The organism is Xanthomonas sp. NCPPB 3582 (assembly GCF_041475735.2).
In the GTDB taxonomy this organism is placed as follows: Bacteria; Pseudomonadota; Gammaproteobacteria; order Xanthomonadales; family Xanthomonadaceae; genus Xanthomonas; species Xanthomonas codiaei.
Genome location: NZ_CM192968.1, coordinates 5029558 through 5054403, shown reverse-complemented (window position 1 = coordinate 5054403; position 24846 = coordinate 5029558). Strand labels below are relative to the sequence as shown.

Below are 24846 nucleotides of genomic sequence, written 5' to 3'. Positions count from 1 at the left end.
GATAATCACACTAGAATGCACAGCACTGTTTCCAGCGCCCGAACAGTGGGCAGGGAGTGCCGTGGATCGCTTCGCTGCCATGCGTTTGTTCGTGCGCATCGTGGAGCGGCGCAGCTTTACCGCCGCTGCCAACGACATGGAACTACCGCGCTCGACCGCCACCAAGGTCATCGCCGACATGGAAGCGCGCCTGGGTGTGCGTCTGTTGCAGCGGACCACGCGCGTGGTGCGACCCACGCTCGATGGCGAACTCTTCCATCAACGCTGCACGCGCATCCTCGACGACGTGGACGAAGCCGAGGGAGGCTTCCGCGGTGTCGCGCCCAAGGGCCAGCTGCGAGTGGAAGTGCAGGGCACGCTGGCGCGGCACTTCCTGCTGCCCGGGTTGCCGGATTTCTTTGCGCAATATCCGCAGATCCAGCTGGCCATGAGCGAGAGCGATCGCTGGGTGGATCTGGTCGAAGAGGGCATCGACTGCGCACTACGCTACGGCCCGCTGCGCGACAGCGAACTGGTGGCGCGCCGCGTGGCCATGCTCGAACGCCTCACCTGCGCCACGCCGGAGTATCTGCGCCGCCATGGCACGCCTGCGCATCCGGAGGCCGTGCAGGAACACCGCATGGTCGGCTTGCGGTCGATCACCACCGGCGTGGTCACGCCGCTGGAGTTTCAGACCGCGCAAGGCATGCGCACCTTCGCACCGCCCAGCCTGCTCACTGTCACCGGCACCGAGAGTTATCTGGCCGGGATTCGGCTCGGCCTGGGCATCGCACAGGTGCCGCGCTTCCATGTGGCGCAGGACCTGCAGCAGGGCACGCTGGTGGAAATCCTGCACGACACTCCGCCGTCGTCCAACCCGGTTTCGCTGCTCTACTCCCACGCCCGCCAGTTGTCGCCGCGGGTGCGCGTGTTCCTGGACTGGGCCGCGGGCGAATTCGCCAAGCATGCAGGTATGGCGCGACCACCGGGGTAGGCACGCTGCCGTGCGCCGCGTTGCGCCGCGTTGCGCCGCCAAGGCCGTTGCCATCGCGTGACCGCTCGATCGCTCAGGCCGCCACGGACGCCCCGCGCGCTGGCGCAACCTGTGGCGCATGCGCAGCGATACGCGCCTGGTCGTGGGTGGTGCACGGCAGGCGGTGAGAGTGCCGATGAGCGGTGCATCGGCAACGCAGTGAGACTGCGCCTGCGTCAAACCCTGTCCATCGCGGCACCTGCAATCCCATGCTGTGCGCCGGCGCGCCGCTGCACCCCCATATCGCCCATCATCCGGTCCAGCCCATGCTCCAGGCCAGTGCGGCCGCCTGACCTCACGCACCAACGGCAAGCACCATCGCCGGCCAGCCGACAATCATCGCGCAGCGCCGTGGTCACCCGCGTGCGCCGTCAGCCGGTTCTTGCGCGGCGAACACCCGCTCACCGACTGCGCGCGCTGTCTCCAGGTGCGACTGCGGAAACCCTGCATCCGGAACGGTCAGCAGCTCGGTGGTGCGAACTGGCGCCCCACAGAAATCGAAGATCCCGTGGGCGATCTGCGTCTTCATCGCACCGAAATAGCCATGGCGCGCATAGGTACGCTCGTCTGCGCCGCCGATCGCCAGCAGGTGCACGTCCAGGTGCTGCAGCTTCTTCACGATCCCGCCGTCCGCGTCCTCGTCGAACGCCCAGCCCAGCGTAAACACCCGGTCGATCCAGCCCTTCAGCAGCGCCGGCATGCTCCACCAATAGATCGGGAACACCAGCACCAACGCATCGGCACGCTCCAGCCGCGCATGTTCGGCCGCCACATCCGGCGGCGGTGCCGCCTGCTGCTGGAACAGCGCGATATCGGCCTGGTTGAACCGCGGGTCGAATCCTTCCTGCGCTAAGTCGGCGACCTCAACCGTATGCGACGGATCGGACGCCACAAAGGCATCGCGTACCTGCGCGGCCACTGCGTGCGTGTGCGAGCGTGGCTCGGGGTGTGCAACGACCATCAAGGCATGCATCCTGGGTAATCTCCTGTCGAAATCGCGCCACAGCGTACCGGTGCCCAGTGACCGCCATGCTCACACGCAACATGACATCGCCTTGCGCTCCGGGCCGGTACCTCGCTAGCTGCACACGCCATCAATCAAAGAAGCACTTGGGTGGCGGCTCGGCATGCCCGCCTACGCAATACCATCAGCGATCACGCCACAGCCGCGCGGCTGCAGTTGACTCAGTTATCGATCGTAAGCTCGCGGAGGGATTATTCAGAGCTTCCTTGGTTCTGCCGGGAAAAGGTCTGGGAGGTACATCACCAGGCTTGCTTGCACTTAATTATCAATTGACATCAATTTATTGAGAAGATTTTTTCAAGTCGTTCACGGTTGAGTCGATTAAATGCATGGGTCTGACTAAATCGGGAATGATGAGATTCTCAGAAAAAACATTGCCTCAGCACCCTTATACCGATCTTGAGCACTATAACTTAAACCGTAGATAATCCCCGGGAAATTCTTATACATCCCGTGAATAGATTCGGCATTGTCATAAGAGACAATCCAATTCTTGCTCTTCAAACGCGCTACGCGCTTGGCGATCTTTACATGATCGTCATGCTGATAATGATGCAGGTAAAGATCGCTTCCTTTCACGTAATATGGAGGGTCAAGATAGATTAAACTCTTAGCAGGCAACCTTGGAGTAACCAAATCTAGAAATTTGATGGCGTCTAGTTGATGAAATTCAATGCGATCCCGCACTCTTGCAATTGCATGGATACGCTGAATAAGGTCATCTTTATTAAAGCGAGCGCCTAGCTTCCACTTCCCCATTTGACCTTTCCCACCGATAACGCCCGCCCCTAATATTCCGGAGCGATTGGTGCGATTGAGAAAAAAAGTTGAGAAGCCAAGCGTCAAATCATCATAGCTATTAGGATTTTTCTGGATCTTCTTTTGAAGATGCCACTCTTCAATGGTTACTTCCGTGTCACGAATAAGGGCACACAAGCGATCAGTATCCTCCAGAAGTGAGCGCCAAAAGGCCGCTACGCCCGCACTAATATCATTGATGTAGACCTTTTTGGCGTATTCTTGAAGAACCAATTCCATCGCAACTGCCGCACCGCCCGCATATGGCTCAACATAAGATCCATCGACCAAATTGTTGGTCTCCATGATCTTTTTGACATAAGGAACTAATTTGCCCTTCCCCCCGGGATAACGAAGTGGCGTATAAAAGGATGGTCGTGGTTCACTTTTCATCTTTAAGCCCAAATCTTGGTAAAAGCGACCTGCACCTCAGACCAGCCAGAACGCAACTCCGACGGAGTGGGTAGAGAATATTTACTGTGGATTATGCCATGCAATCGATCAATACTCAAAGCCTTATTTGAATTGGATGCAAGTGCACGAAACTCCTGCAGATCTCGTTTAGTTGCCAGCCCTTTTTCCTGTAAATGAGCAACAACCTTCTCCAGCTTCTGCTTCAAAAGAATGTCTGCATTATATTGAAGTATTTTATTTCCAATCCCAAAGTGATCGAGTGACAACTCCAAAAAGACGCGAAAAGATGCAGCAATGGCAACCGGATAATTTTCCAGAGGCAATTTCCTCAACTCTTTGCAAATTTGTTGAAGCTTATGATCGTCAATATTAAGCGGGCACTGCGAGTTGGATGGGATAAGGGTCTTCCGATCAATAAGCGATTTGCTCTTCGAACTTGCCCCTGCCTTCGAAGTGCCTGTTTTGCTCTGCGCTGACAGCTGATCCAAGGCTTCCAAGGTGCCAGTTCTCTTACTCAAATCAGGTAGTGACGATGCAAGAGTATTGAGATAATTCAATCGATCATCTTTGCTCTTGATCTTGCTAACATTAATCTTTTTAAGAGCAATGTCCGAGACAATGCGCTTCAATGGTTTGATTAATTCACTATGAGGCAAGTCTGAGTGAAGCTCACCATCTTCATAAACTAAGCCCAGTCGTTCACGGACCTCAGGCGTTCCCAGCAATCGATCCAAGTTTGTGATTGGAAAGCGTTCTAGCGCGGCTTCTTCTTCAGTGGATAACTTACCCGCTGCTCGCACAAAATCCAGCACCTTCAAGCCAGAAGTATCCCCCCGATAGCGCGCCCTTGCGATGCCGTCCCATTCCACGACTCCACGTCCTTCATTCTGCCCAGTATGAATCGCCTCAATCCAATGACGCGCCTCATCCTTATCCTTGCAAACGGAAACATCAATAGGTTGAACATCCGCGAGGGAAAAATCTTTCGCCAAGTTACGCAAACGCCTGGCGGTAATATCTCCAACACCAGCCATGCCATCGAGAACAGCGGGGTTTGCCAATACACGGAGAGCTGCTAAGCGACGATTGCCATCAAGAGCAACGTAGGTAGAGCTTTTCTTCCCGGGGGCTTTCATCACCAACATTCGGTGCGCAGGGCTAAGGCCATTCACTAAAATGTCTTCTGCAAGATTGACAAGCTTAATGCCTTGATTAACGACAATTTTTTCTAGGGCCTCTCGCTGACTGGTCAGACCTGCAAAACGCGGGTTCTTTAAATCCAGATCCAATTCGTCTATGTTCACTTCCAAAGTGCTGTTCATTCATTCTCCCTAGAGCGTGTTATGAACTTTGAAATAGAGACGCGGCATTTCCAAGCATGAGGATGGAGAAGACGACGAAGTGGAGTCCGGCCAGGGTTTCCGGTAGGCGTTCGTAATCACGGGCCAGGCGTCGGAACCGATTGACCCAACCGAAACTACGCTCTACGACCCAGCGGCGCGGTAGCAATACAAAGCCCTTCTTGGCCTCCGGCAGTTTTACGACGTGCAGCTCGATGCCTTCCTCCAGCGCAGCTTCGGCCGGCCCTTCGCCGGTGTAGCCTTGATCGACGAACGCCAGTTTCACCGTCTCGCCGGTGACATACTGAACTTCCTGCGCCAGCGATCGCACCTGGGCGCGTTCCTGCTCGTTGGCTGGGGTGACCTGCACTGCCAGCAAGTGGCCGAGCGTGTCCACCGCCATGTGCACCTTGCTGCCCTTCTTGCGCTTGTAGCCGTCGTAGCCGGCACGTGGTCCGCTTTCGCATGTGGACTGCACCGTTCGGCCATCCAGGATCACAGCACTGGGCTGCCCCTGCTTGCCTTGCGCCACTCGCAAGATCGAACGCAAGTCGTTGACCATGGCCTCAAAGCAGCCGGCCTGCAACCACCGTTGGGTTTGCTGGTAGACCGCCTCCCACGGCGGAAACTCGTGGGGAATCAAGCGCCAGGGCGCTCCAGCACGCGCCATCCAGCGCAACGCGTTGAACATCAAGCGCAGGTCATACTTGCGCTGCGGTGCCTGTGGATCCATCAGCGTCAAGTAGGGTGCAGCGAAGGCCCATTCTTCATCGGAAACGTCGGTCGGATAAGGGCGTGGTGGCTTCATCCGCTTACGATAGCCGCGAAAGCCTCAAGTTCATAACACGCTCTAGGTGCGATAGTATTTGAAACGGAGGGCCAATAACTCCTTCAGACGACGCCAGTGCTGCTTCTACCTGACGTCTCCCTTCCACTACATCCTCAGCGTTAGCGGATTAAATTTCAACTCCTAGTTGCCTTGGAAGAGCTTATCAAATGGTAGCTCTGAGACGGGTTGAGGTGCCACAACGGAAAAAATAGCGGGCCTCTTAATGACGAGGAAAGGGGCAGAGGAATTTGCCTCGCAATCAGCCCGTTACCGCCTCAAAACCTACAGCATGATAACGGGGGCAGGTTTAGAGCAGCTAGCAAAACTGCTGCGCGGCCGCCAGGCGGGCGCGGTCGGTGCTCGGAATCGGCATGTACCACGCGTACACTGCGGTTCCTCCGCGCCGTCCGCACCCACCTGACGACCGCTCGCTACGTTTTGTTAGACGCTCTTAGTTATCTAATCCGGCGGCCCTGCCATCCACCGCAACATCCGACACCTGCTCCCACCCAATCGCTAGTAGTTGAAGGGCGCGGTGTCCCGTGCCATCGTGTTATACAGCTGCTTCGCTCTCTTGACGTACTTGTTCGATGCTTTGTAGGTGTCTGAAGCGTATGCCTTGTGCATGCGCCCGCTGTACCCACGCGTTTACGCACAACGCTGATGTTGCCAGTAAGATGCAGCCCGATGGTAGTGATGTGGTCTATGGTATTTCGCCTGTACGCACTGATCCTAGCCCGGGTGTTGCGCACACGGGTGGATCAGGGTCGTTTGGTAATTGCTGCACGCTTGGCGGGTCACATGGCGCCTTGCTTGCATCGAAGGACGCGCACTACCTGGGATTGCTCAAGTCACCAAGGACATCATCCACCTGCTCAGCCAACTGCTGCAAGCAATGCGCCCATTGCTGTAGTGGAATGGCCGGCATGCCCATGGCACCTTCGTCGCACGAACGCGGCGTGGCCAAGGTAGCGAGCAGGCGCAGCTGGTCGCGTACGCGTAGCAGGTGGTATTGCGTGCCTTCGGACATCCAGTAGCCGGGTTCGTCGTGCATGCCGCTCTCCTTGCCGTGAGGCAGCTCCCGCTGCACAACGCAGCGGGATGCCGGGAGGCTAGAAACCGCACGAAGCCGGCGGGCTTATTCCCCTTGCGGGTGTTGTATTCGCCGCCCTCCCGGCGCAGGAACGCCGAGCAGTGCCAAGCCTTTCGACCGGACACAAAAAACCCACCAAGATGTCGGAGGTGGGTGCCGCTTCGTGAGGAGTTTCTAGGCTCCAAGCAGGAGTGTGCGACGACGTGTTAGCCGGGTCAAGCAGCTTGTCGCACGCACGATGAGCACCGGCCGTTGTAGTGGTAACGGATGGCCGCAAACACGCTAGCTGTGATCTCTCAGTAGGTTGTTCATCCGGGGCCGATCTGGAAGATGGGGGTTACCACACCAACCCAGCCCCCAGGAGCCCCGGATGAACCTGCATAAACATGCCCGTTTGACGCCGCGAGGTCGAGCTTTGCTCGTGCAGCGCATCGTGGTGCACGGCTTGCGAGTGGAAGAGGCCGCGCACGCCAGTGGCGTGAGCGTGCGGACCGCCTACAAATGGCTGGCGCGCTACCGCCTGCTCGGAGATGACGGCCTGCAGGACCGTTCTTCGCGCCCTCAACACTGTCCGCATGCCACGCCGCCGGAACTGGTCGAGCAGATCCTGCAGCAACGCCGACAACGCGCCACCTATTGGCAGATCGCCACCCACCTGAACGTGGGCCACAGCACCATCGCGCGCATCGTGCGCCGTGCCGGCCTGCATCGCCTGGCCGAACTGGAACCCAAGCCCCCTGTCGTGCGCTACCAATACCCCCAGCCTGGCGGCATGTTGCATCTGGACATCAAAAAGCTCGGGCGCTTCCAGCAAGCCGGCCATCGCGTCACGGGGGACCGTACCCAGACCAGCCGAGGCGCCGGATGGGAGTATGTCCATGTCGCCATCGACGATCACTCCCGCGTTGCCTTTACCAGCCTGCATCCAGATGAGTGCGGTGTTAGTGCCTGCCGGGCGTTGATCGCCGCATTGCGCTACTACCGTAGCCTGGGCGTGACCTTCCAGCGGGTGTTGACCGACAACGGCGCCTGCTATCGCTCCAAGGCCTTCGCCCGCACCATCCGGCGCCTCAACCTCAGGCACTACCGCACCCGCCCCTATACCCCACGCACCAACGGCAAGGCAGAACGCTTCATCCAGACGGCATTGCGCGAGTGGGCTTATGCCCACCGCTACGACAACTCCGAGCAACGTGCCGCGCACCTATTGCCCTGGCTCCATCACTACAACTGGCATCGGCCCCATGCCAGTCTTGGAAAACGCCCCCCTATCTCCCGCATCCACATTCCACTGAACAACGTGGTGGGTTTACACAGCTAGCGCGATTCCGCGTAGGCGTGACCGTGCCGCTGCCCAGCGCGGTTGCGAGCGCGTTAGCGGAGGGGCACGCCTTGGCTCGGTTCGCTGAACCCGCGCGCGAGTTCTTGCTGCTGCACAAGCTCTCTTTCCTGCGCGATAGCCTGATTAGCTGCTAATAATTTCTGGTCAGACTGCTCGACAGGCGTACGAATCGCCTCATCAATATGCACATGCACCCGCTGATGTGCAGGGTCGTCCAGCCGGCCTTCGACCGCGAAGACATTGCCAGTCTTGCCCATCACAACGTGGTCCACACGGCTGAGCGCGCTCCCTGACAGCGACCGGTCATTGGAATCCGGATACGCATCGCGGTTGTCCTTGCACGCAGCCAGCAGGCAGCGGCTGACGCGTTCGCTCATGTCGTCATAGGGCTTGCCCACACTCTCGTCGATCTTGCGTACACCGCCACGGATCTGCTCAAGCATGGCGTGGTCTGGGTGCGTAGGGTCGTCGGGACCGCGTAGGCCAGCTGCGGGCGCACTAGGAACAACCGGAACATAGCTATGGTCATGTGCCGGGTTCACGCTGCCGTCCTGGGTATGGTCAAAATGGTGGAGCGTGGGCGGGGCAGTACTCCTGTCGTGGTAAGGAAACGGCGCCTTGTTCGGCCCACGGTCCAGGCCTTCATTCTCGATCAGGTGTTCCTTTAGCCCCAGCCCTGCCATATCGATGGTGACGCGTGGCCGAACGCCCTGATGCACCACGTTTGCACGGTCTTCTGCCTGCAGAATCTGCTCGATTGCCCAGGTGCCGTAGTAATTGGCGTAGTCCGCAGTGGGCTGAAGCTGACCTGCTTGATTGCGGTGCTCGCCTATACCTACCGGGCGCTGACCCGGCTGTGCGTATAGAGGAGATGGGCGATCAAAGTAGTTCTGACCCATTGCCGCAATGTTGCCGGTTGTCTGGGAGAGGCTCCCGTCCTGATTGAATGTAAGATTAGGCTTGGCAACCGCCGCCGCAGGATTGGAAGGATCTCTTGATATGAAGTCCAGCTGCCTGGTGGTCCGGGCGGCAAGCATCAGGTCGAGGCCATTTGCATTAGGATTGAGCTGTTTCTCGCGGCTCAGCAAAGCATTCCAACCGGCAATTTCCGCTTTTGCCTCGTCCTCCCGCCCCGCCTGTATGTAAGCCCTGAGCTCATCGGTATAGTCGTGCACCGGGCCCTTGATCTTCGCTTGCTTCTCGATATCAGCTAGAAATTGCATGGTTGCGTGCATCTTGGCCGCATGGTTGAAGCTGTGTTGTATTTCGTGCCCCAAGACAAACGTCAGGTCTTGTGCATTGAAGCTGCCGCCCGGTGTGAACTGCGATGCCGATTGCAGACCGATCGGGGGTAGATTCATTATCTTTCGGTTGCCATCGTATGTGCCCCCGGCAGACACGCCGGGCCCAACAAAACCAAAGCCTTCCAGCTGAGCCCTCCTTGGGCTGCTGGTATCAGACGTATCAACGGTGGTTGCAGCCTTTTTTATTTCATCGGCGAGATAGGGTGACCTGTTGATGCTGGATTGCAGATTATCGACCATATCCTGCGTGACAGGATGCTGGTTCCCCGCAGCGTCTTGGTAGGTGCTGTGTGCGAGTGCCACAGACATCTGTTGAATCTGCAGCGAAGCTTTCAGATCGCTGGTTGCAGCTGTGCCCGAGGGTTGTAGATTCGCTGCAGGCAACGTGATGACGCCATGTTGCTTATCGTAGGTTCCCGTCAAATTTGGCTGACTGCTGTTCGAGTTCTGTATAGTGAATTCCTTCAGCTGCCCTGATTGAGCCTGCTGTTCGAACTGCGCCAGTAACCTGGCATCAGTGGTGATCGCAGTGCGCAGTTGGGCAGCTTGGTCACTATTCACACCTTGGTTTGCAGAAAAGCGCGAGAGTGCAGCTTCAAGCTGTGGGCTCGGACTGACCATGTGCTTTCTCCCGAGAGGCTTAGCGCCCGTTTAATGTTCCGATCGATTTAACGCAGAGACGCGTTTCCTCACGGGGAACCAGATTCTGAGGAATCACAGAGATCACGATATTTCCTGAAGGCCCACTTTTTGCCAATTTTGTATAGCGCCAATCTTCCAACTGTCCGATCGGACCATAGGTGGGGGACGCCATGAATCCCATTGCCTTGAGCTTGCGGTCATAATACTCAAAATCTAGCGCGCATATGCTTGACATGTTTGCGAAGTCGTCCACGCTATTTTGAAACGTCAAGTCGACGCCCCTCAAAAGAGAGGCCGACTCCGGCGTGTATGTGAATGCATAGCGCCATCCATCGGCTAGGTCGACACTCCAGTAGCCCACCGACAGCTTGCCCTGCTCAGGCGCTTTGAGAGGAATTCCCATCGTCTCCCGAATACGTTCAGGATTTATGTCATCCCGAGAATCAAGACTTTCGATCAGTTTCAAAAAACGGTTGCTGATCTCTTGCGCGCTAAGAGTAATCTTGTCGGCCGTTACGGCCTCCGGCAAAGTCATGTCGGCGTTCTCCTTCGGAAACGGCTTCAGAGGTTGGGCCGCTGTATGAGCACAAGAACTCATCGCAATCCCACACAATGCAGTCAGGAATAACAGGGCGGTTCGGGGGAAGCGCATAGCAGATCCTAAAGACGGGTTGAGGACGAATAAAGCTTGGTGCGCATGCTCCCATTCCTTACTAGTTCAATGTGCCAATTGATTTGACGCAGATTCTGCCAGGCGAACCGGGTGTCTCGTCTGCTGGAACAAGCGAAATGATAATATCATCGCCACTTCCGCCTTTCGCAAATTTAGAAAACCGCCAACTCCGCAGTCGACCTATTTCGTCATATATCGGCGAATCGAAAAATCCAGAATTAACAAGCGAATTCTTGTATCTCTCAAAGTCGATACAGTTTCCCTCCAGGCTGGAATATTCATTCTTTTGGTTGATGAAAGACAAGCTTATTCCCTGCTTCAACGAGCGGGATTCGGGAATGAGCTCCAATGAGTAGCTCCAACCATTGCCAAGCGTTTGGCCGTGGATATATGACTCAATATTCTCAGAGGGGAAGGAGGCTTTTTTCAGAGAGATTCCGGTGACTTCACGTACACGCCGGACTGTCAGATCTCTTCTGGAATCCAACCCTTGAAGCAGCCTCAAAAAACTGCCGCCAATTTCAAGCGCGCTGAGCGTGGGATTGACCATCGATGTGTCAGGCGTCGTTATTGTGCGTGGCTCTTCTAGGAGTTGCGAGGTCGGGTTGGCAGGCGTATGCGCACACGCACAAAGCATGCTTTGGCATAGGGCGAGAAGTGAGAGTGAAATGGTCTTTATGGGTCTCATCAGCAATCCTTCTGCGCGGGCGCTTCATCGTAACTCTAGCAAATTGGAAGCGGCAGCAGCTGTCTTGCTCATGCAGGCAGGCTACGCATGCAAATTTTGCTTAAAAGGGAGTAGATTCATCAGCATCTTTGCCTGACTGTACGGACCACGCTTCTTCGAGGTGAAGGCTGCGACTGGCCATGAGAGGTTCTCCGGAGCGTCTTACCGACCATTCAATGTAGTGATGGATTTAACGCAGACTTGGCCTGAAGAACCGGCAGCAGCACTCTGCGGAATTAGAGACAAGACGATACTTCCGCGCTCCGCAAACTTTGCATAGCGCCAGTTCTCAAGCTGGCTAATTGGTCCGTATGTGGGAGAAGCAACAAATCCGGCACTCTTCAACGCGCTGTCGTAGCGTTGAAAATCCAGGCTGCAAATCGCTTTCATGTCAAAGAAGTGGCCAGCAGTGTTCTCGAATGAAAGACCCACCCCTGGTAATAGCGATGGAGATGCAGGAACGTAGTCGAATGCATACCGCCAACCGTCGCCCAAGTCCTCACTCCAGATTACCGCGCCAAGCGCACCGGGAGCAACGGAGATCCGGAAGCCCATGACATCTTGAATGCGCCCTGGAGTTATATCTTCGCGCGAATCTAGGCTAGTAATAAGCTTCAAGAAACGGAGGCCCATCTCCTCCGCGCTAAGCGCAATTTTCTCAGCCATGACGGTCTCCGGCAACGTCATGTCGGCTTGCTCCTTCGATAGCGGCTCCGTGGATTGGGCTGGCGTGTGAGCACAAGCGCTCAGGGCAGGCTCGCAAAGTGTGGTCATAACGAGAAGGGCGACTCGGGCGGAACGCATCAGCAGATCCTGAAAGGCTGACAAAGAAGGATACCCCGCACCTGCGCATCTTATGGGCCGCGGACATCGATCGCAGCGACTTGGTCTGTCACGTGACGTAAAAAGCTGGCACCCCGTGGTTAGACCGCTCTTTGCAGAAGGACGGGGTCGCCACCTGGAATGGTTGGACCACAGGAATTCTGGAAGTTGCCTTGATTCTTTAGTTTTTTGGAGCGTCACCAATCGCATCGCCATGTGCGATGTGGGCCGTTAAAAATTTACTATATGAACTGGCAGAACTGACAGCATACCGAACACTTGGTTGTACGCATCGCGTGGTCCAGCTGCGTCGCCAAGAAAGCAAGATCACAGCACGTGCGGTCATTGCCGGTCAGCTAGCGTGACTCGCTCAAGGCTGAGGGCATGAGGTTAGTCCTGCTAACGCAGGCTGTCAACGGCTGGAACGGATCGAGGACACCTGGATCGGCTGATAGTCGATGATGATCAGCGCCGAATTTGCAGGCGATAGAAGCCGGTCGGTCTGGAGGTTGCGCAGTGTCTGGCTGGTCATTGATGGCGACAAAGTGGCGCACGTCCATCGAACGTGCGCCAGGCAGCGTGGAGCGAGCAAGCGCCGCTCAGCCGGCAGGCACGGGCGTGTGCAACAGCTGCTGCTCCCACAGGAACGCGATACCACTGCCTGCGGCGTGGTACTTCATCACCTCGGTCATCGGGCCGGCGGTCGCCAGTCGCGCCCAGTCGCGTTGCCATTCCGCCGCGAGCGGCAGCCAGGTCATCACGTTCACGCCCGCGGCGATCATGCGCTGGCTGGCTACCCGTCGTCGCTAGTTCAGCGCACCTGCGCGGGCGGTGTACCCTTTTCAGGATTGAAGCCGTCGAAACTCTCGAAGACGTCCATGAAGCCCGGCACGGTCGCCTCGCGCGCCCAGTCGCGCTGTAGCTCGCAATACAGTTGCACGCGGCTGATCAATTTTGCGCCGGCCTGCTCCATGCGTCGCAGTGCCGCTTCATGAGCGGCAGGCGAGGTGCCGCCCACCGCATCCACCGGAACATAGACTTCATAGCCCTCCTGCATGGCGTCCAAGGCAGGGAAGGTCAGGCAGGCCTCGGTCCACAGCGCCGTCAGGATCAGTTTGCGACGCCCGAGCGCCTTGACCGCCTGCTTGAACTCGGTGTCTTCCCAACTATTGATCGAGGTGCGGTCGTACGTTGGCAGATGCCCGATGACCCGTTGCAGTTCGGCGATCGGCGGCTTGTTGCGGCCGGTTGCGACATTGACGGTCGAATGGATGATGGGCAGGCGGTAATTCACTGCCGCCTTGGCCACGCTGGTGATGTTGAACACCAACTCGTCGCGTCCCATCGAGCGGATCGAGGACACCTGAATCGGCTGATAGTCGATGATGATCAGCGCCGAGTTTTCAGGCGATAGAAGCTGGTCGGTCTGGGGGTTGCGCAGTGTCTCGCTGGTCATTGATAGGCTCTACTTGATGGCGAAGGTAGCGCACGTCCGTCGAACGTGCGCCAGGCAGCGTGTAGCGAGCACGCGCCGCTCAGCCGGCAGGCACGGGTGTGTGCAATAGTTGCTGCTCCCACAGAAATGCGATGCCACTGCCTGCGGCGTGGTACTTCATCACCTCGGTCATGGGGCCGGCCGTCGCCAGTCGCGCCCAGTCGCGTTGCCATTCCGCCGCGAGCGCCAGCCAGGTCATCACGTTCGCGCCCGCGGCGATCATGCGCTGGATGGCTACCTGGTGCGCCTCGACCGAGGTGCCACCGGATGCATCGGTGATGACCGTGACATCCCATCCTTCGCCCAGCGCCTGAATCGCCGGCATGGCGACGCAGACCTCGGTCCACAGGCCCGCAATCACCAGCTGCTTGCGTCCGGTGGCCTTGACCGCATCGACCACCTTCGAATCCTCCCAGGTGTTGATGAGCGTCCGGTCGATCACCTCCTGGTCCGGAAAGACGTCGGTGATCTGGGGAAAGATGAAACCGCCGCGTTCGGCAAGCACGCTGGTCAGGATCGTAGGCACGCCGAACGCCTTGGCGGCCTTCGCCAAACCAACGGCATTGTTGACGGCCAACTGCGGATCGTGGCTGTTGAGGTTGGTGAGCTGATAGGGCTGATGATCGATCAGCACGAGGACCGAGTCCTCCGGACGAAGCAATGAGGCAAGGCCGTTGCGCAGGGGCATGGCTATCCTTTCGGAAGTGGAAGAGGTGTCCGACGGTGGCGCCCGCCTGCAGGGGCGAGTGCCGAACCGAGGTTGCCAGTGCGTTACCTGCTACGGTAGCGAGTCAATCGGCCACACTGTGTCGCGCTTTGGGGAACGCTGGATGGATATCGAGGATTTGCGGACCTTCGTCGAGGTTGCCGATGCCGGTGGCATCACCGCTGCGGCGCAACGGCTCGGTATCGCCAAGTCGATCGTCAGCCGGCAGCTGGCGCGGCTGGAGGGAGAACTGGGCACACAGTTGCTGGCCCGCACGACACGTGGCGCATCACTGACCGAAGCGGGCTCCACATTCCGGGACTATGCGGCCAGGGCCACTGCGGAGATCGATGCCGCAAGGGAAGCCATCTCGCCAGCAGGCGACCTGCGCGGCCGCTTGCGGATCGCCGCACCGTTGTCCTTCGGGCCGACGCATCTGGCCCCGATCTTTGCCAAGCTGGCGCAACTGCATCCCGCCCTGCATGTGCACGCGTGCTATAGCGACCGGCATGTGGACCTGGTGGGCGAGGGCTACGATTGCGCGATACGGCTCGGCCATCTTCCCGACTCGAACCTGATCGCTCGGCGTGTTGGCCCGGTCGTGGGCAAGCTGGTGGCTGCACCGTCCTACGTCGCCGTGCATGGCGCGCCAGAGCATCCGGATGCGCTGCTTTCCCACGAATGTCTGATGCAAGGCACCGAAAGCTGGCAATTCATGCATGGCACGAAGGTGCTCGTGGTCAGGCCGCGCGGCCGCTTCAAGGGCGACAACGGCACAGCGCTGGTATCGGCTGCACTGGCGGGGCTGGGCATCGCCATGCTTCCCGAAGGCCTTGTCGGCGAACACCTTCGCTCCGGCGCGCTGCTGTCGCTGATGCAGGCGCATCCGGTGCGCCCGGCCGGCATGTTCGTGGTCAGGCCGCCAAGCCCGCATCCGGCGCGTAAGGTCAGGGTACTGACCGAGCTGCTGATCGCCTGCTTCGCGGACGCCGCGGAGATTGGCACGTCTGCGTAATCGCTGTCGGTTCGCTGGTGCAGCAAAGGGGTGACTCGATGGTGTGGAGCGTGCGGGCCATCCCGTGCAAAAGCGGCGAAATTCGGTGCGCCGATTGATCGGCAAATCGCAGGAGGATGAGTGTGCCCAGCGCCAGTCCACGAGATCGCCGACTCGAAGGTCCGATGAGCAGGTCATGATGCTAGTCCGCGATTCCCTCGTCAGAATGTAGCCATTGAGGTATCACTGAACGTTCGTGGATATGGATGTCCAGCAGTGATCTACCAAGCCAGTGCTGCGCATTACTCGATCTATTTCTGGAATCTGCCGCCATGTCCGACATGCTGGTCAACATCGACGTCAACGATATCGAAGCCGCCGAGCGCTTCTACTGCGCTGCCTTTGCTCTGCGGCCCGCGCGCCGCTTCGGCAAGGATGCGGTTGAGCTGATTGGCACCTCCTCCAAGCTGTACCTTCTGGCGAAGGCCCCAGGCACGCAGGCGGCTCCAGGTGCGAATCAGCCGCGCTCCTACGCCCGACATTGGACACCCGTGCATCTGGACTTCGTTGTCGACGACCTCGAGCAGGCGGTCTCTCAGTCACTCGCCGCCGGAGCGACGCAAGAGCAGGCGATCCGTGACACTGCATGGGGCCGCATCGCGGTGATGGCCGATCTGTTTGGGCATGGCTATTGCCTGATCGAGTTCACCGCTGCCGGTTACGACGCTGTTGCGACGTAAGCGCTAACGGCGTCGGCATTGCCTGTCGTGGGTTAGAGTTGGCGCCCTGCGATCGCATCGCTGCCGCGCGGCTGCGAGTGAGCTACCTCGGCTTGAATGTCAGTACGAGAACGTTTGCCTACCCACCCCGACACCGCTGCCACCCACCCGCAGCAGCCGACACCTGCTCCCATCCATTGCGCAGCCGCTTCATCGCCTGCCCGCCCACGCACGCGTAGCCCAGTTGCTTGGCCTCCGCCGTACCCAGGCCCGGCAGCGCGATGATGGAATCCGATGGAGCGGGACGCCCCTGGCTGCGTGCCTCGTTGCGCAGCATCATGTTCTCGATGCCCTGGCAATAGCGCACCATGCCCGGATGCGGGTGCGCGCGGTATTGCTCGCAATTGAACGGCGTGGTGTCGCGCGCCATGGAGTTATGGGGCTGGCGCGTCGGTGGGAGGTACGTGCGGGTGGCCTTGCCGGTGGCCGAGCGCATGCTCTGCGCGATGGCGGCCTGCATGCAGACAAGCATGCCCAGTGCTGCCAATCCCAGCGCGATGCGGCGCGCGATGCTGATCCTGTCCATGGTGGTCCCCCCGATGCCTGCGCATCCTAGAGCGTGTTATGAACTTGAGGCTTTCGCGGCTATCGTAAGCGGATGAAGCCACCACGCCCTTATCCGACCGACGTTTCCGATGAAGAATGGGCCTTCGCTGCACCCTACTTGACGCTGATGGATCCACAGGCACCGCAGCGCAAGTATGACCTGCGCTTGATGTTCAACGCGTTGCGCTGGATGGCGCGTGCTGGAGCGCCCTGGCGCTTGATTCCCCACGAGTTTCCGCCGTGGGAGGCGGTCTACCAGCAAACCCAACGGTGGTTGCAGGCCGGCTGCTTTGAGGCCATGGTCAACGACTTGCGTTCGATCTTGCGAGTGGCGCAAGGCAAGCAGGGGCAGCCCAGTGCTGTGATCCTGGATGGCCGAACGGTGCAGTCCACATGCGAAAGCGGACCACGTGCCGGCTACGACGGCTACAAGCGCAAGAAGGGCAGCAAGGTGCACATGGCGGTGGACACGCTCGGCCACTTGCTGGCAGTGCAGGTCACCCCAGCCAACGAGCAGGAACGCGCCCAGGTGCGATCGCTGGCGCAGGAAGTTCAGTATGTCACCGGCGAGACGGTGAAACTGGCGTTCGTCGATCAAGGCTACACCGGCGAAGGGCCGGCCGAAGCTGCGCTGGAGGAAGGCATCGAGCTGCACGTCGTAAAACTGCCGGAGGCCAAGAAGGGCTTTGTATTGCTACCGCGCCGCTGGGTCGTAGAGCGTAGTTTCGGTTGGGTCAATCGGTTCCGACGCCTGGCCCGTGATTACGAACGCCTACCGGAAACCCTGGCCGGACTCCACTTCGTCGTCTTCTCCATCCTCATGCTTGGAAATGCCGCGTCTCTATTTCAAAGTTCATAACACGCTCTAAACACGTTGGCCGCAGCGTGTGACGCACGCCGCTGCTGCCAGCGTCCTGCCCTGCCTTGGCCTGCATGCCACAATGCCGCCACTTCCTACCAGGCACGGCCGCCACGTGAGTACAGTCCATCCCGTCGTTGCACCGAGCGGTCTGGAGTTTCTCTCCGGTGGTGGGGTCATGGGCGCGGCCATCCGCGCGCACGATTGGGCTGCCACGCCGCTGGGCGACCCGCATACCTGGCCGCAGTCGCTGCGCTCGGCGCTGTCGATGGTGCTCAACGCGAAGTTGCTGGGCGCGGTGCTGTGGGGGCCGCAGCTGCGCATGCTCTACAACGACGTGTATCTGCAGTCGTTGGGCGACCGCCACCCGCACGCACTGGGTCAGCCGGTGGCCGAGGTGTGGGGCCAAACCTACGCACCGATCGCTGACGACTTCGCCCGGGTGATGCGCACCGGGGAAGGCTACGGCCAGTCGGCCATCGCCCTGCCGATGCTGCGTAACGGCGTGCACGAAACCACGTACTGGAATTCCACCGCCTCGCCCATCCGCGGCGAGGACGGCAGCATCGTGGGGCTGCTCAACATCGCCATCGAAACCACCGCGCAGGTCGCGGCCGAACGGCATCGCGACATCCAGAACGCGATGCTGAGCAACCAGAACACGCATCTGGTGCACGAGGTGGTCAACCGCACCAGCGAGCGCGATCGCGCGCTGGAAGCGGAAGTTGCCGCGCGCCGCAACGCCGAGCGCATGCAGCTGGCGCTGGCGGCCGGGGCGATCATCGGCACCTGGATCTGGGATCTGCACAACGATGTGTTTTCGGTGGACGAAGCATTCGCCGAAAACTTCGGCTTCGATCCTTCCAGCAGCCGGACCGACCTGCCGATGGAACTGGTGATGGCCAACGTGCATCCGGACGACCGCGAGGGCCTGCGCGTGGCGATCAGCGAAGCGGTGGCGCGTGGTGGTGCATACGTGCATCAGTACCGGGTCAGGCGTCGCGACGGCAAGTACTACTGGTTGGAGGCCAACGGGCGCGTGGAGCATGGGCCGGACGGCACGCCGTTGCGGTTTCCCGGCGTGCTGCTGGATATCGACGCCCGCCACGCCTTGTCCGAGGAGCGCGACCGTGCGTTGGCCGCCTTGCGCGAGCTGAGCCAGACGCTGGAACAGCGCGTCACCGCGCGCACCAGCGAGCTGATGGTCGTGGAAGAGGCGCTGCGGCAATCGCAGAAGATGGAAGCGGTGGGCCAGCTCACCGGCGGTCTGGCGCACGACTTCAACAATCTGTTGGCCGGCATCTCCGGCGCGCTGGAGTTGATGTCCCTGCGCGTGGAGCAGCAGCGCTTTGCCGAACTGCCGCGCTACCTCGGCATCGCGCAAAGCGCCGCCACGCGCGCAGCGGCGCTCACCCACCGGTTGCTGGCGTTCGCGCGGCGGCAGACGTTGCTGCCCACGCCGACCGATGTCAGCCAGTTGATCGTCGATATCCTGGAACTGGTGCAGCGCACCGTGGGGCCGGGCATCCGGGTGGAGAACGTCCCCAATCCGCTGCTCTGGCCGGCGCTGGTGGATGCCTCGCAACTGGAGAATGCGCTACTCAACCTGTGCATCAACGCGCGCGACGCCATGCCCGATGGCGGCCAGCTGCGCATCGACACCAGCAACCACTGGATCGACCACGATCTGGCGCGACAACTGGGCATGCGCCAGGGCCCGTACCTGTCGCTGTGCGTCAGCGACACCGGCACCGGCATGCCGCCGGAGGTGGTGGCGCGCGCGTTCGATCCGTTCTTCACCACCAAGCCGCTGGGCGAAGGCACGGGACTGGGCTTGTCGATGATCTATGGGTTCGCCAAGCAGTCCGGCGGGCAGGTGCGCATCCAGTCGGAAGTCGGCAAGGGCTCGCGGGTGTGCATCTATCTGCCGCGCCATCTGGGCCAGGTGACCCAGTCCGATGCACAAGGGCAGCCGCTGCAACTCACTCCCACCGATGCCGGCGAGACGGTGCTGATCGTCGACGACGAACCGTCCATCCGGTCGCTGCTGGGCGAAGTGCTGCAGGAGCTGGGCTATACCGTGATCGAAGCCGGCGACAGCGTGGCCGGCCTGGGCATCCTGCAATCGGACGTGCGCATCGACCTGCTGATCAGCGACGTGGGCCTGCCCGGCGGCATGAACGGCCGCCAGATGGCCGACGCCAGCCGTGCGCATCGCCCGGATCTCAAGGTGCTGTTCATCACCGGCTTCGCCGAGAACGCGCTACTGGACGACCACCACCTGGAACCGCGCATGGCGGTGCTGACCAAGCCCTTCAGCGTGAGCGTACTGACCGCGCGGGTGAAGGAGTTGATTGCGACAGAGGGCTGAGTGCAGGTGACGACGCTGCGTGCAGCGGAATGCACAGCTGTCGTCGCTGTTGCCGCCAAGCTCCAGGGCGCGGCCTTGCAGGCAAGATGTGCGCTGCAAGCCGGGTAACTGCAGTGCACCCGGCGGTTCGAGATCGGCAGACGGTGGCATCGGCGGCTGCAACGTTGCAGACCGGCCGTGCCCGTGTCTGGCAACTGCAGAGAGTCCCTATCCGGGATTTCAGCAGACATGCATCCCTGCAGTGCGGCGCCGACGCGGGTGGCGACAGATGCGACGACCGCAGGCGATTGCGCTGTGGTCGCGTTGCATGCTCGAAGGCATCGGCGGGCCTGTGCATGACCGGCGCAGCCGCGGATTGGCGGTTGCAGACCACTTGCGGGCAAGGTGACGGCATCGGTGCGCCATGAGGTGGCAACGGCGTCCCACTTGCCGCATCACGCGGTCATCGTCAGCTGCAGGCTTACTCCACGCTTGCGGCCACCAGCCGCTGCCATAGCGCGGTATTGGCGGCGTCGTCCGGTTCCAGCGTGGCGAGCACGGTCAAGGCGTGGGATTCCTGCTCGGCGCCATGGCGGGCGAGCATTGCCAGGGCGGCGGCGAGGCGGCCGTAGCGCAACGCGCGGCCCAGCGAGCTGCCCAGCAGGGTGGTGTCGTGCTCGGGACGCTGTTCGTCCAGCGCGGTGCCCAGCACGGGCGGCAGGTCCCAGGTAGTGGCGATCGTCTTGGCCACCGCGGCGGTATGGCCTTCCACCAGCGCCGCGGCCACCTCCAGGCTGTAGGGAAGGCCGGGGCGTTCGGCATAGGCATCGCGCAGCACCCGCAGGATCACCACCGCACCCAGTCCCTGCAGCAGACCGGCCAGCTGCGCCGACAAGCTGTCGCCGCCACGTTCGCGCATGTAGGCAGCGGCCGCCGTGGCGGTGCGCAGGGCGTAGTCCCACACCGCGGCCGGCAGGCGCGAGTGCAGGCCGCCGTCCAGGCTGAGCACCGGCTGCATGACTGCTGCGGCGACGATTTGGCGCACTCCCTCGGTGCCGATATGTACCACCGCCCGTTCCAGGCTTTCCAGCGGGGCGCCTTGCGGGCGGTACAGCGCGCTGTTGGCGATGCGCAGCAGGTTGGCGGCCAGCGCCGGGTCCTGCGCAATGATCGCGGCGATGCCGCGCCCGGAGGCGTCCGGATCGTTGACCGCACGCATCAGTTGCGGCAACAGGTGCGGGCGGCGCGGCAGCAATTGCGGGCGCAGGTCGACATGGGCCAGTGCATTGGCGACCGCATCCAGCACCGCCAGCTGTGCCGGGTCGGTGGGCAGGCTGGCCTCGGCCAGCGAGGGGGTATCCATCACCACGGCATACATGCGCCGCAGCAACGGGCGCATCGGCGGTGGCGCGTCCTGCAATGGCGCCGCTGCGTGGGGCGACGGTGGCTGCGGTTGGACCCGTGCCGGGACGGCGAGCGGCTCCGCCGCGGGCGCCGGCGCGATAGAGGCCGCGCCAGCGGTGGCCGCCGGCACCGCGGCTTCGGGCGCGCGCTGGCGCCTGCGTATCCAGACGATAGCGCCGACGATCGTCGCGACAGCGAGAAGGCCGGCAGCAAGCAGCAACACAGTGGCGAGGATCATGGGCGGTTGTCTGAATCAGTGCCGAGACTATCGGCGATGGCGGGCGCGGCGGCAACGTGGAGTGCGCGCGGGCGCGCTTCGCAAGGCCGCGAGCGCTTGGCCATTGGCGAGCTTGCGCAGGCCCGGCGCGCCCGGCATGTGCAGTCCACGCGACCAGGCGCAAGCGACGGCTCTCGCGTCCGCTTGCCTGCTGGCCAGGCAGCATTGCACGTGCGCGCGGCCGCCATTGACCGGTAGCATCGCAACCTCCACTGCCAGCCGAGCGAGTGCCGATGTCCACCGTTACGCTACACCGTGTGTTACGCGCCAGCCCCGAGCTGGTCTACCGCGCCTTCCTCGATGCCGATGCGATGGTGAAGTGGCTGCCGCCGGCCGGCTTCACCGGCAGCATCGAGCACGTGCACGCGCAGGTGGGCGGCACCTTCCGCATGGCCTTCACCCATTTCGCCAGCGGGCAGCGGCATGCGTTCGGTGGCACCTACCTGGAGCTGCAGCCCGGTGCCCTGCTGCGCTACAACGATGTGTTCGACGACCCGTCACTGCCGGGGACCATGTTGACCACCGTGCGCCTGCAGGCGCTGCCATGCGGCACCGATCTGCACGTGGTGCAGGAAGGCATTCCCGAACAGATCCCGCTGCATGCCTGTTATCTCGGTTGGCAGGATTCGCTGGGCTTGCTGGCGCATCTGTTGGAAGCGCAGCCGCAGGGTTGATCGTGGCCTGTGCGGTGGTGCGTGTACGTGTATCGCGCCGCTTGTTGCTGTGTCGATGCCAGTGCGCGCGCCGCCGCCGTGCGATCGGCGGTGGTGCGCCTGGACCGGCGACTGCCGTGCGTCGCCGCGTCCTTTGGATGCGCGGTGTTCACGGCGGTGCCACCCGCGTGCTGCGGGGGAGGGAGACCGATAGCAATCCTGCACCCGCGGCAAGCTGCAACGCAGCAATGAGCGGAGTGTCTTCAAGCTGACCGCTGCGCTGCACGTCGCGCTAACGCGCCTGCCATCACCATGGGTCACCAGCTGTGCAGTTCTAGAGCATCTAGGCAGCTTAAAGGGTGCAGGCATCCGCAGTTGGACCACCTTCCACGGACATCACCTCAGGCGTGATGTCCGTTTTGCTATCTGCGCCGCGAGAGGTTGCACAGCAGGCAGGCAGCTTGTGCGGAACGGGCCGGACGAGGGCAAGGCCTGCGCAGGCCACGCGCAGGCATCTGCCGCTACAGCGTGCCCTGCTTCCACAGCCGCACGATCGCGGCCGGCGCGTGTTCTTCGGGGATGCGCAGCGGTTCGCTGGCGCCCTCCCAGGCGATGCTGAAATAGCGGCGGTCGCCGCCCCCGGCCTGCGGTGGCGGCAAGGCATGCGCCAGGCACTGGTCCAGCAGGCCGCGCAGTTGCAGGCGCTGCGCCTCGTCCAGGTCATCCATCACCAGCTGGCGTTCGCGGCGCATGGCCGGGAATGCGGCCACGCCTCCCTCTCGGGCCAGGCGCAGGGTGACGCCTGCTTCCACCGGCGGCCGTTGCACGCTCATACGCGCACGCCCACGTCGTGCCATGCCTGATGGACGGCGCGTGCTGCGGCGCTGTCGGCACCGTAATCGGCGCTGGCCACGCTGACGGTGAGCGCGGCAAAGGTGGCGAAGTCTGCCTTGGCGGTCAGCTCGCCGCCGGTGAGGGTGCGATACCAGATCCGGCCAGTCCTCTCCCAGGCCGCGCCACCGATCGCCACCGCCGCGCGATAGAACGCGTGGTTGGGAATGCCGGAGTTGTAGTGCACGCCGCCATCGTCTTCCTGCGTGTCGACATAGCCGGCCATGGTGGCCGGTTGCGGGTCCTTGCCCAAGGCCGGATCGTCGTAGGCGGTGCCGGGGGCGCGCATCGAGCGCAGGCCCACGCCCTGGATGCCCGGCATCAACAAGCCCGCGCCGATGATCCAGTCGGCGTCCTGCGCGCTCTGGCGCAAGCTGTACTGCTTGATCAGGATGCCGAACACGTCCGACACCGACTCGTTCAACGCGCCGGACTGGCCCTGGTAGATCAGGTTGGCGGTGCGTTCGGTAACGCCATGGGTGAGTTCGTGGCCGATCACATCCAACGCGATGGTGAAGCGGTTGAAGACTTCGCCATCCCCATCGCCGAACACCATCTGCTCGCCATTCCAGAACGCGTTGTCGTAGCCGCGCTCGTAGTGCACGGTACCGATCAGCGGCATGGCCGCATCGTCGATGGAATTGCGCCCGTACACCGTCTGGTAGAAGTCGTGGGTGGCGCCCAGGTAGTCATAGGCTTCGTTCACCGCGACATCGTCGGTGGCGGCGGCGCCCTCGTCACGGACCAGCGTGCCGGGCAGGATGCTGCCCTGCCTGGCGTCGTAGATCCTGCGCTGCACCGCATGCGTGGCCCGTGACACTGGCGCCGCCGCGTCATCGGCTCGCGCCAGCAAGCCCAGCGCACGCTGCTGGCGTAGCTGCGCGGTGACTTCACGCGACAGCCGCGCGCAGCGGCGGGCATGGTCGGGGGCTGCCTGGGCCACATGGTCCAGCAGATAGGGCGGCAGGATCCCGGCCCGGCGCGGCGAAACGAATGCGGACATCAGCGACCTCCACAGGAACGGCACCGGCGACTATGCCGGCGCCGGCTTTAGGAAATCGTTAGACCGCACCGCCCGTGCCGGGCGCGCCGCGCCGCAGACCGCCTGCCGTTCAGTCCAGCTGCGCCAGCGCCTGCTGGATCGGGGTCTGGCCATCGATGAAGCCGATGGTCTTGCCGATGCTGGCCGGCGTCGCCAGCGTGGCGGCGATCACCTGGGCCACGTTGGCGCGCGAGACGCCGCCCTCGGTATCGCTGCCGGGATCGCGGGTGATGCGGCCGGTGGGCGGATCCAGGGTCAGGCGGCCGGGGCCGAGCACGGTCCAGTCCAGCGCGGTGCCGCGCAGATGCGCATCGGCCGCGCCCTTGGCCTGGGCATAGGCAAAGAAGGGGTCGTCCGGCCCGATGCCGTGTTCCAGCCCTGCGCCGAGGTAGGACACCATCACGTAGCGGCGCACGCGCGCCCGCTCGGCGGCCTGCATCGAGCGGATCGCCGCATCGCGGTCCACGGCGTAGGTGCGCGCGGCATCGCCGCCACCGGCACCGGCCGACCACACCACCGCATCGTGGCCGGCCAGCTGCGCGGCAATGGCATCGGTATCGGCATGTTCGATGTCCAACGCCAACGGCGTGGCGCCATCGGCGATCACATCGGCTTCGTGCCCGGGATTGCGGAACATTGCCGTCACCTGGTGCCCAGCGCGCACCAGCAATGGCGTGAGCAGACGTGCGACCTTGCCGTGGCCACCGATCACCAAGATACGAGACATACCACCTCCAGCATTGCGCGCCGTGGCGCGGAAGACGCGCATCCTCGCCGGTGCCGCGCTAAAGCAGCGTCAGCGCCAGGTCACGGCGTATGCGTTGCCCGAG

The 24846-nt window shown here is 61.5% G+C and carries 24 protein-coding genes and 1 other RNA gene; 8 read left to right on the top strand and 17 right to left on the bottom strand.

Annotated features, from left to right (window positions below; translation table 11 throughout):
• The first annotated feature begins 61 nt into the window (after positions 1-61).
• Positions 62-973: a LysR family transcriptional regulator gene (locus ACCQ05_RS21485; RefSeq protein ID WP_228961686.1), complete on the top strand. Its 912-nt coding sequence runs from the start codon at positions 62-64 to the stop codon at positions 971-973.
• 394 nt (positions 974-1367) lie between these two features.
• Here the strand turns inward: ACCQ05_RS21485 and ACCQ05_RS21480 are convergent, their stop codons facing one another.
• From ACCQ05_RS21480 to ACCQ05_RS21465, 4 genes are all read right to left on the bottom strand, one after another.
• Positions 1368-1985, bottom strand: a complete 618-nt coding sequence (locus tag ACCQ05_RS21480) for an NAD(P)H-dependent oxidoreductase (protein WP_372392455.1) — start codon at positions 1983-1985, stop codon at positions 1368-1370.
• 390 nt (positions 1986-2375) lie between these two features.
• Positions 2376-3140, bottom strand: coding sequence for a DNA adenine methylase (locus ACCQ05_RS21475; protein ID WP_372392453.1), 765 nt, complete (start codon positions 3138-3140; stop codon positions 2376-2378).
• Between the two features lie 89 nt (positions 3141-3229).
• Positions 3230-4570, bottom strand: coding sequence for a hypothetical protein (locus ACCQ05_RS21470; protein WP_372392452.1), 1341 nt, complete (start codon positions 4568-4570; stop codon positions 3230-3232).
• Positions 4571-4589: 19 nt separating this feature from the next.
• Positions 4590-5396, bottom strand: coding sequence for an IS5 family transposase (locus ACCQ05_RS21465; RefSeq protein WP_372360436.1), 807 nt, complete (start codon positions 5394-5396; stop codon positions 4590-4592).
• A 392-nt stretch (positions 5397-5788) separates the two neighbouring features.
• On the opposite strand from ACCQ05_RS21465, the gene ACCQ05_RS21460 reads away from it, so the two are divergent.
• Positions 5789-5864, top strand: a non-coding RNA gene (locus ACCQ05_RS21460) — sX9 sRNA.
• Between the two features lie 385 nt (positions 5865-6249).
• Here the strand turns inward: ACCQ05_RS21460 and ACCQ05_RS21455 are convergent.
• On the bottom strand, positions 6250-6471 hold the full coding sequence (locus tag ACCQ05_RS21455) for an XAC0095 family protein (protein WP_372392451.1): 222 nt from the start codon (positions 6469-6471) through the stop codon (positions 6250-6252).
• A 409-nt stretch (positions 6472-6880) separates the two neighbouring features.
• Here ACCQ05_RS21455 and ACCQ05_RS21450 point away from each other — a divergent pair, with 409 nt between their 5' ends.
• Positions 6881-7831 carry an IS481 family transposase gene (locus ACCQ05_RS21450; RefSeq protein WP_372360283.1) on the top strand — a complete coding sequence of 317 codons (951 nt, stop codon included), beginning with the start codon at positions 6881-6883 and terminating at the stop codon, positions 7829-7831.
• A gap of 53 nt (positions 7832-7884) precedes the next feature.
• On the opposite strand, the gene ACCQ05_RS21445 is transcribed toward ACCQ05_RS21450, so the two are convergent.
• The 7 genes from ACCQ05_RS21445 to ACCQ05_RS21415 all read right to left on the bottom strand — a co-directional run bounded on the left by ACCQ05_RS21445 (position 7885) and on the right by ACCQ05_RS21415 (position 14203).
• Complete coding sequence (locus ACCQ05_RS21445) at positions 7885-9717, bottom strand: XVIPCD domain-containing protein (RefSeq protein WP_372394221.1); 1833 nt, start codon at positions 9715-9717, stop codon at positions 7885-7887.
• A gap of 79 nt (positions 9718-9796) precedes the next feature.
• On the bottom strand, positions 9797-10450 hold the full coding sequence (locus tag ACCQ05_RS21440) for a hypothetical protein (RefSeq protein WP_372392450.1): 654 nt from the start codon (positions 10448-10450) through the stop codon (positions 9797-9799).
• A gap of 61 nt (positions 10451-10511) precedes the next feature.
• A complete protein-coding gene (locus ACCQ05_RS21435; RefSeq protein WP_372392449.1) occupies positions 10512-11021 on the bottom strand; it encodes a hypothetical protein in 510 nt (169 codons plus the stop codon).
• A gap of 339 nt (positions 11022-11360) precedes the next feature.
• Positions 11361-11864 (bottom strand): hypothetical protein, encoded by a 504-nt coding sequence (locus ACCQ05_RS21430; protein WP_372392448.1) that lies wholly within the window; start codon positions 11862-11864, stop codon positions 11361-11363.
• A 755-nt stretch (positions 11865-12619) separates the two neighbouring features.
• Positions 12620-12802: a hypothetical protein gene (locus ACCQ05_RS21425; protein ID WP_372392447.1), complete on the bottom strand. Its 183-nt coding sequence runs from the start codon at positions 12800-12802 to the stop codon at positions 12620-12622.
• 29 nt (positions 12803-12831) lie between these two features.
• A complete protein-coding gene (locus tag ACCQ05_RS21420) occupies positions 12832-13476 on the bottom strand; it encodes a hydrolase (protein WP_372392446.1) in 645 nt (214 codons plus the stop codon).
• Between the two features lie 79 nt (positions 13477-13555).
• Positions 13556-14203, bottom strand: coding sequence for a hydrolase (locus tag ACCQ05_RS21415; RefSeq protein WP_104541328.1), 648 nt, complete (start codon positions 14201-14203; stop codon positions 13556-13558).
• 142 nt (positions 14204-14345) lie between these two features.
• On the opposite strand from ACCQ05_RS21415, the gene ACCQ05_RS21410 reads away from it, so the two are divergent.
• Both ACCQ05_RS21410 and ACCQ05_RS21405 read left to right on the top strand, forming a co-directional pair.
• Positions 14346-15236 (top strand): LysR family transcriptional regulator, encoded by an 891-nt coding sequence (locus tag ACCQ05_RS21410; protein WP_372392445.1) that lies wholly within the window; start codon positions 14346-14348, stop codon positions 15234-15236.
• 311 nt (positions 15237-15547) lie between these two features.
• Positions 15548-15955: a VOC family protein gene (locus ACCQ05_RS21405; protein WP_372392443.1), complete on the top strand. Its 408-nt coding sequence runs from the start codon at positions 15548-15550 to the stop codon at positions 15953-15955.
• Positions 15956-16073: 118 nt separating this feature from the next.
• On the opposite strand, the gene ACCQ05_RS21400 is transcribed toward ACCQ05_RS21405, so the two are convergent.
• Positions 16074-16520 (bottom strand): hypothetical protein, encoded by a 447-nt coding sequence (locus ACCQ05_RS21400; RefSeq protein ID WP_372392442.1) that lies wholly within the window; start codon positions 16518-16520, stop codon positions 16074-16076.
• Between the two features lie 72 nt (positions 16521-16592).
• Here ACCQ05_RS21400 and ACCQ05_RS21395 point away from each other — a divergent pair, with 72 nt between their 5' ends.
• Together ACCQ05_RS21395 and ACCQ05_RS21390 are read left to right on the top strand one after the other, a co-directional pair.
• Positions 16593-17399, top strand: coding sequence for an IS5 family transposase (locus tag ACCQ05_RS21395; RefSeq protein ID WP_372360436.1), 807 nt, complete (start codon positions 16593-16595; stop codon positions 17397-17399).
• 178 nt (positions 17400-17577) lie between these two features.
• Complete coding sequence (locus ACCQ05_RS21390) at positions 17578-19770, top strand: ATP-binding protein (protein ID WP_506191558.1); 2193 nt, start codon at positions 17578-17580, stop codon at positions 19768-19770.
• Positions 19771-20230: 460 nt separating this feature from the next.
• Here ACCQ05_RS21390 and ACCQ05_RS21385 read toward each other — a convergent pair whose 3' ends face one another.
• Complete coding sequence (locus tag ACCQ05_RS21385) at positions 20231-21391, bottom strand: HDOD domain-containing protein (protein WP_372392440.1); 1161 nt, start codon at positions 21389-21391, stop codon at positions 20231-20233.
• Positions 21392-21663: 272 nt separating this feature from the next.
• On the opposite strand from ACCQ05_RS21385, the gene ACCQ05_RS21380 reads away from it, so the two are divergent.
• Positions 21664-22104 carry an SRPBCC family protein gene (locus tag ACCQ05_RS21380; RefSeq protein ID WP_228962526.1) on the top strand — a complete coding sequence of 147 codons (441 nt, stop codon included), beginning with the start codon at positions 21664-21666 and terminating at the stop codon, positions 22102-22104.
• Positions 22105-22604: 500 nt separating this feature from the next.
• Here ACCQ05_RS21380 and ACCQ05_RS21375 read toward each other — a convergent pair whose 3' ends face one another.
• The 3 genes from ACCQ05_RS21375 to ACCQ05_RS21365 all read right to left on the bottom strand — a co-directional run bounded on the left by ACCQ05_RS21375 (position 22605) and on the right by ACCQ05_RS21365 (position 24743).
• On the bottom strand, positions 22605-22916 hold the full coding sequence (locus tag ACCQ05_RS21375; protein WP_372392438.1) for a protealysin inhibitor emfourin: 312 nt from the start codon (positions 22914-22916) through the stop codon (positions 22605-22607).
• Positions 22913-23977 carry a M4 family metallopeptidase gene (locus ACCQ05_RS21370; RefSeq protein WP_372392437.1) on the bottom strand — a complete coding sequence of 355 codons (1065 nt, stop codon included), beginning with the start codon at positions 23975-23977 and terminating at the stop codon, positions 22913-22915. The genes ACCQ05_RS21375 and ACCQ05_RS21370 overlap by 4 nt, the downstream gene beginning before the upstream one ends.
• Before the next feature lie 109 nt (positions 23978-24086).
• A complete protein-coding gene (locus ACCQ05_RS21365; protein WP_372392436.1) occupies positions 24087-24743 on the bottom strand; it encodes an SDR family oxidoreductase in 657 nt (218 codons plus the stop codon).
• Between the last annotated feature and the right edge of the window lie 103 nt (positions 24744-24846).

What these genes read in the sequence shown, in the direction of transcription:
- ACCQ05_RS21475 (WP_372392453.1), bottom strand. Translation starts at nt 3,140, where the DNA reads ATGGAGACCAACAATTTGGTCGATGGATCTTATGTTGAGCCATATGCG.
- ACCQ05_RS21435 (WP_372392449.1), bottom strand. Translation starts at nt 11,021, where the DNA reads ATGGTCAATCCCACGCTCAGCGCGCTTGAAATTGGCGGCAGTTTTTTG.
- ACCQ05_RS21420 (WP_372392446.1), bottom strand. Translation starts at nt 13,476, where the DNA reads ATGACCAGCGAGACACTGCGCAACCCCCAGACCGACCAGCTTCTATCG.
- ACCQ05_RS21370 (WP_372392437.1), bottom strand. Translation starts at nt 23,977, where the DNA reads ATGTCCGCATTCGTTTCGCCGCGCCGGGCCGGGATCCTGCCGCCCTAT.
- ACCQ05_RS21465 (WP_372360436.1), bottom strand. Translation starts at nt 5,396, where the DNA reads ATGAAGCCACCACGCCCTTATCCGACCGACGTTTCCGATGAAGAATGG.
- ACCQ05_RS21430 (WP_372392448.1), bottom strand. Translation starts at nt 11,864, where the DNA reads ATGGCTGAGAAAATTGCGCTTAGCGCGGAGGAGATGGGCCTCCGTTTC.
- ACCQ05_RS21395 (WP_372360436.1), top strand. Translation starts at nt 16,593, where the DNA reads ATGAAGCCACCACGCCCTTATCCGACCGACGTTTCCGATGAAGAATGG.
- ACCQ05_RS21415 (WP_104541328.1), bottom strand. Translation starts at nt 14,203, where the DNA reads ATGCCCCTGCGCAACGGCCTTGCCTCATTGCTTCGTCCGGAGGACTCG.
- ACCQ05_RS21410 (WP_372392445.1), top strand. Translation starts at nt 14,346, where the DNA reads ATGGATATCGAGGATTTGCGGACCTTCGTCGAGGTTGCCGATGCCGGT.
- ACCQ05_RS21380 (WP_228962526.1), top strand. Translation starts at nt 21,664, where the DNA reads ATGTCCACCGTTACGCTACACCGTGTGTTACGCGCCAGCCCCGAGCTG.
- ACCQ05_RS21425 (WP_372392447.1), bottom strand. Translation starts at nt 12,802, where the DNA reads ATGATCGCCGCGGGCGTGAACGTGATGACCTGGCTGCCGCTCGCGGCG.
- ACCQ05_RS21470 (WP_372392452.1), bottom strand. Translation starts at nt 4,570, where the DNA reads ATGAACAGCACTTTGGAAGTGAACATAGACGAATTGGATCTGGATTTA.
- ACCQ05_RS21365 (WP_372392436.1), bottom strand. Translation starts at nt 24,743, where the DNA reads ATGTCTCGTATCTTGGTGATCGGTGGCCACGGCAAGGTCGCACGTCTG.
- ACCQ05_RS21440 (WP_372392450.1), bottom strand. Translation starts at nt 10,450, where the DNA reads ATGCGCTTCCCCCGAACCGCCCTGTTATTCCTGACTGCATTGTGTGGG.
- ACCQ05_RS21400 (WP_372392442.1), bottom strand. Translation starts at nt 16,520, where the DNA reads ATGGACAGGATCAGCATCGCGCGCCGCATCGCGCTGGGATTGGCAGCA.
- ACCQ05_RS21450 (WP_372360283.1), top strand. Translation starts at nt 6,881, where the DNA reads ATGAACCTGCATAAACATGCCCGTTTGACGCCGCGAGGTCGAGCTTTG.
- ACCQ05_RS21385 (WP_372392440.1), bottom strand. Translation starts at nt 21,391, where the DNA reads ATGATCCTCGCCACTGTGTTGCTGCTTGCTGCCGGCCTTCTCGCTGTC.
- ACCQ05_RS21480 (WP_372392455.1), bottom strand. Translation starts at nt 1,985, where the DNA reads ATGCATGCCTTGATGGTCGTTGCACACCCCGAGCCACGCTCGCACACG.
- ACCQ05_RS21390 (WP_506191558.1), top strand. Translation starts at nt 17,578, where the DNA reads ATGGGCGCGGCCATCCGCGCGCACGATTGGGCTGCCACGCCGCTGGGC.
- ACCQ05_RS21455 (WP_372392451.1), bottom strand. Translation starts at nt 6,471, where the DNA reads ATGCACGACGAACCCGGCTACTGGATGTCCGAAGGCACGCAATACCAC.
- ACCQ05_RS21375 (WP_372392438.1), bottom strand. Translation starts at nt 22,916, where the DNA reads ATGAGCGTGCAACGGCCGCCGGTGGAAGCAGGCGTCACCCTGCGCCTG.
- ACCQ05_RS21405 (WP_372392443.1), top strand. Translation starts at nt 15,548, where the DNA reads ATGTCCGACATGCTGGTCAACATCGACGTCAACGATATCGAAGCCGCC.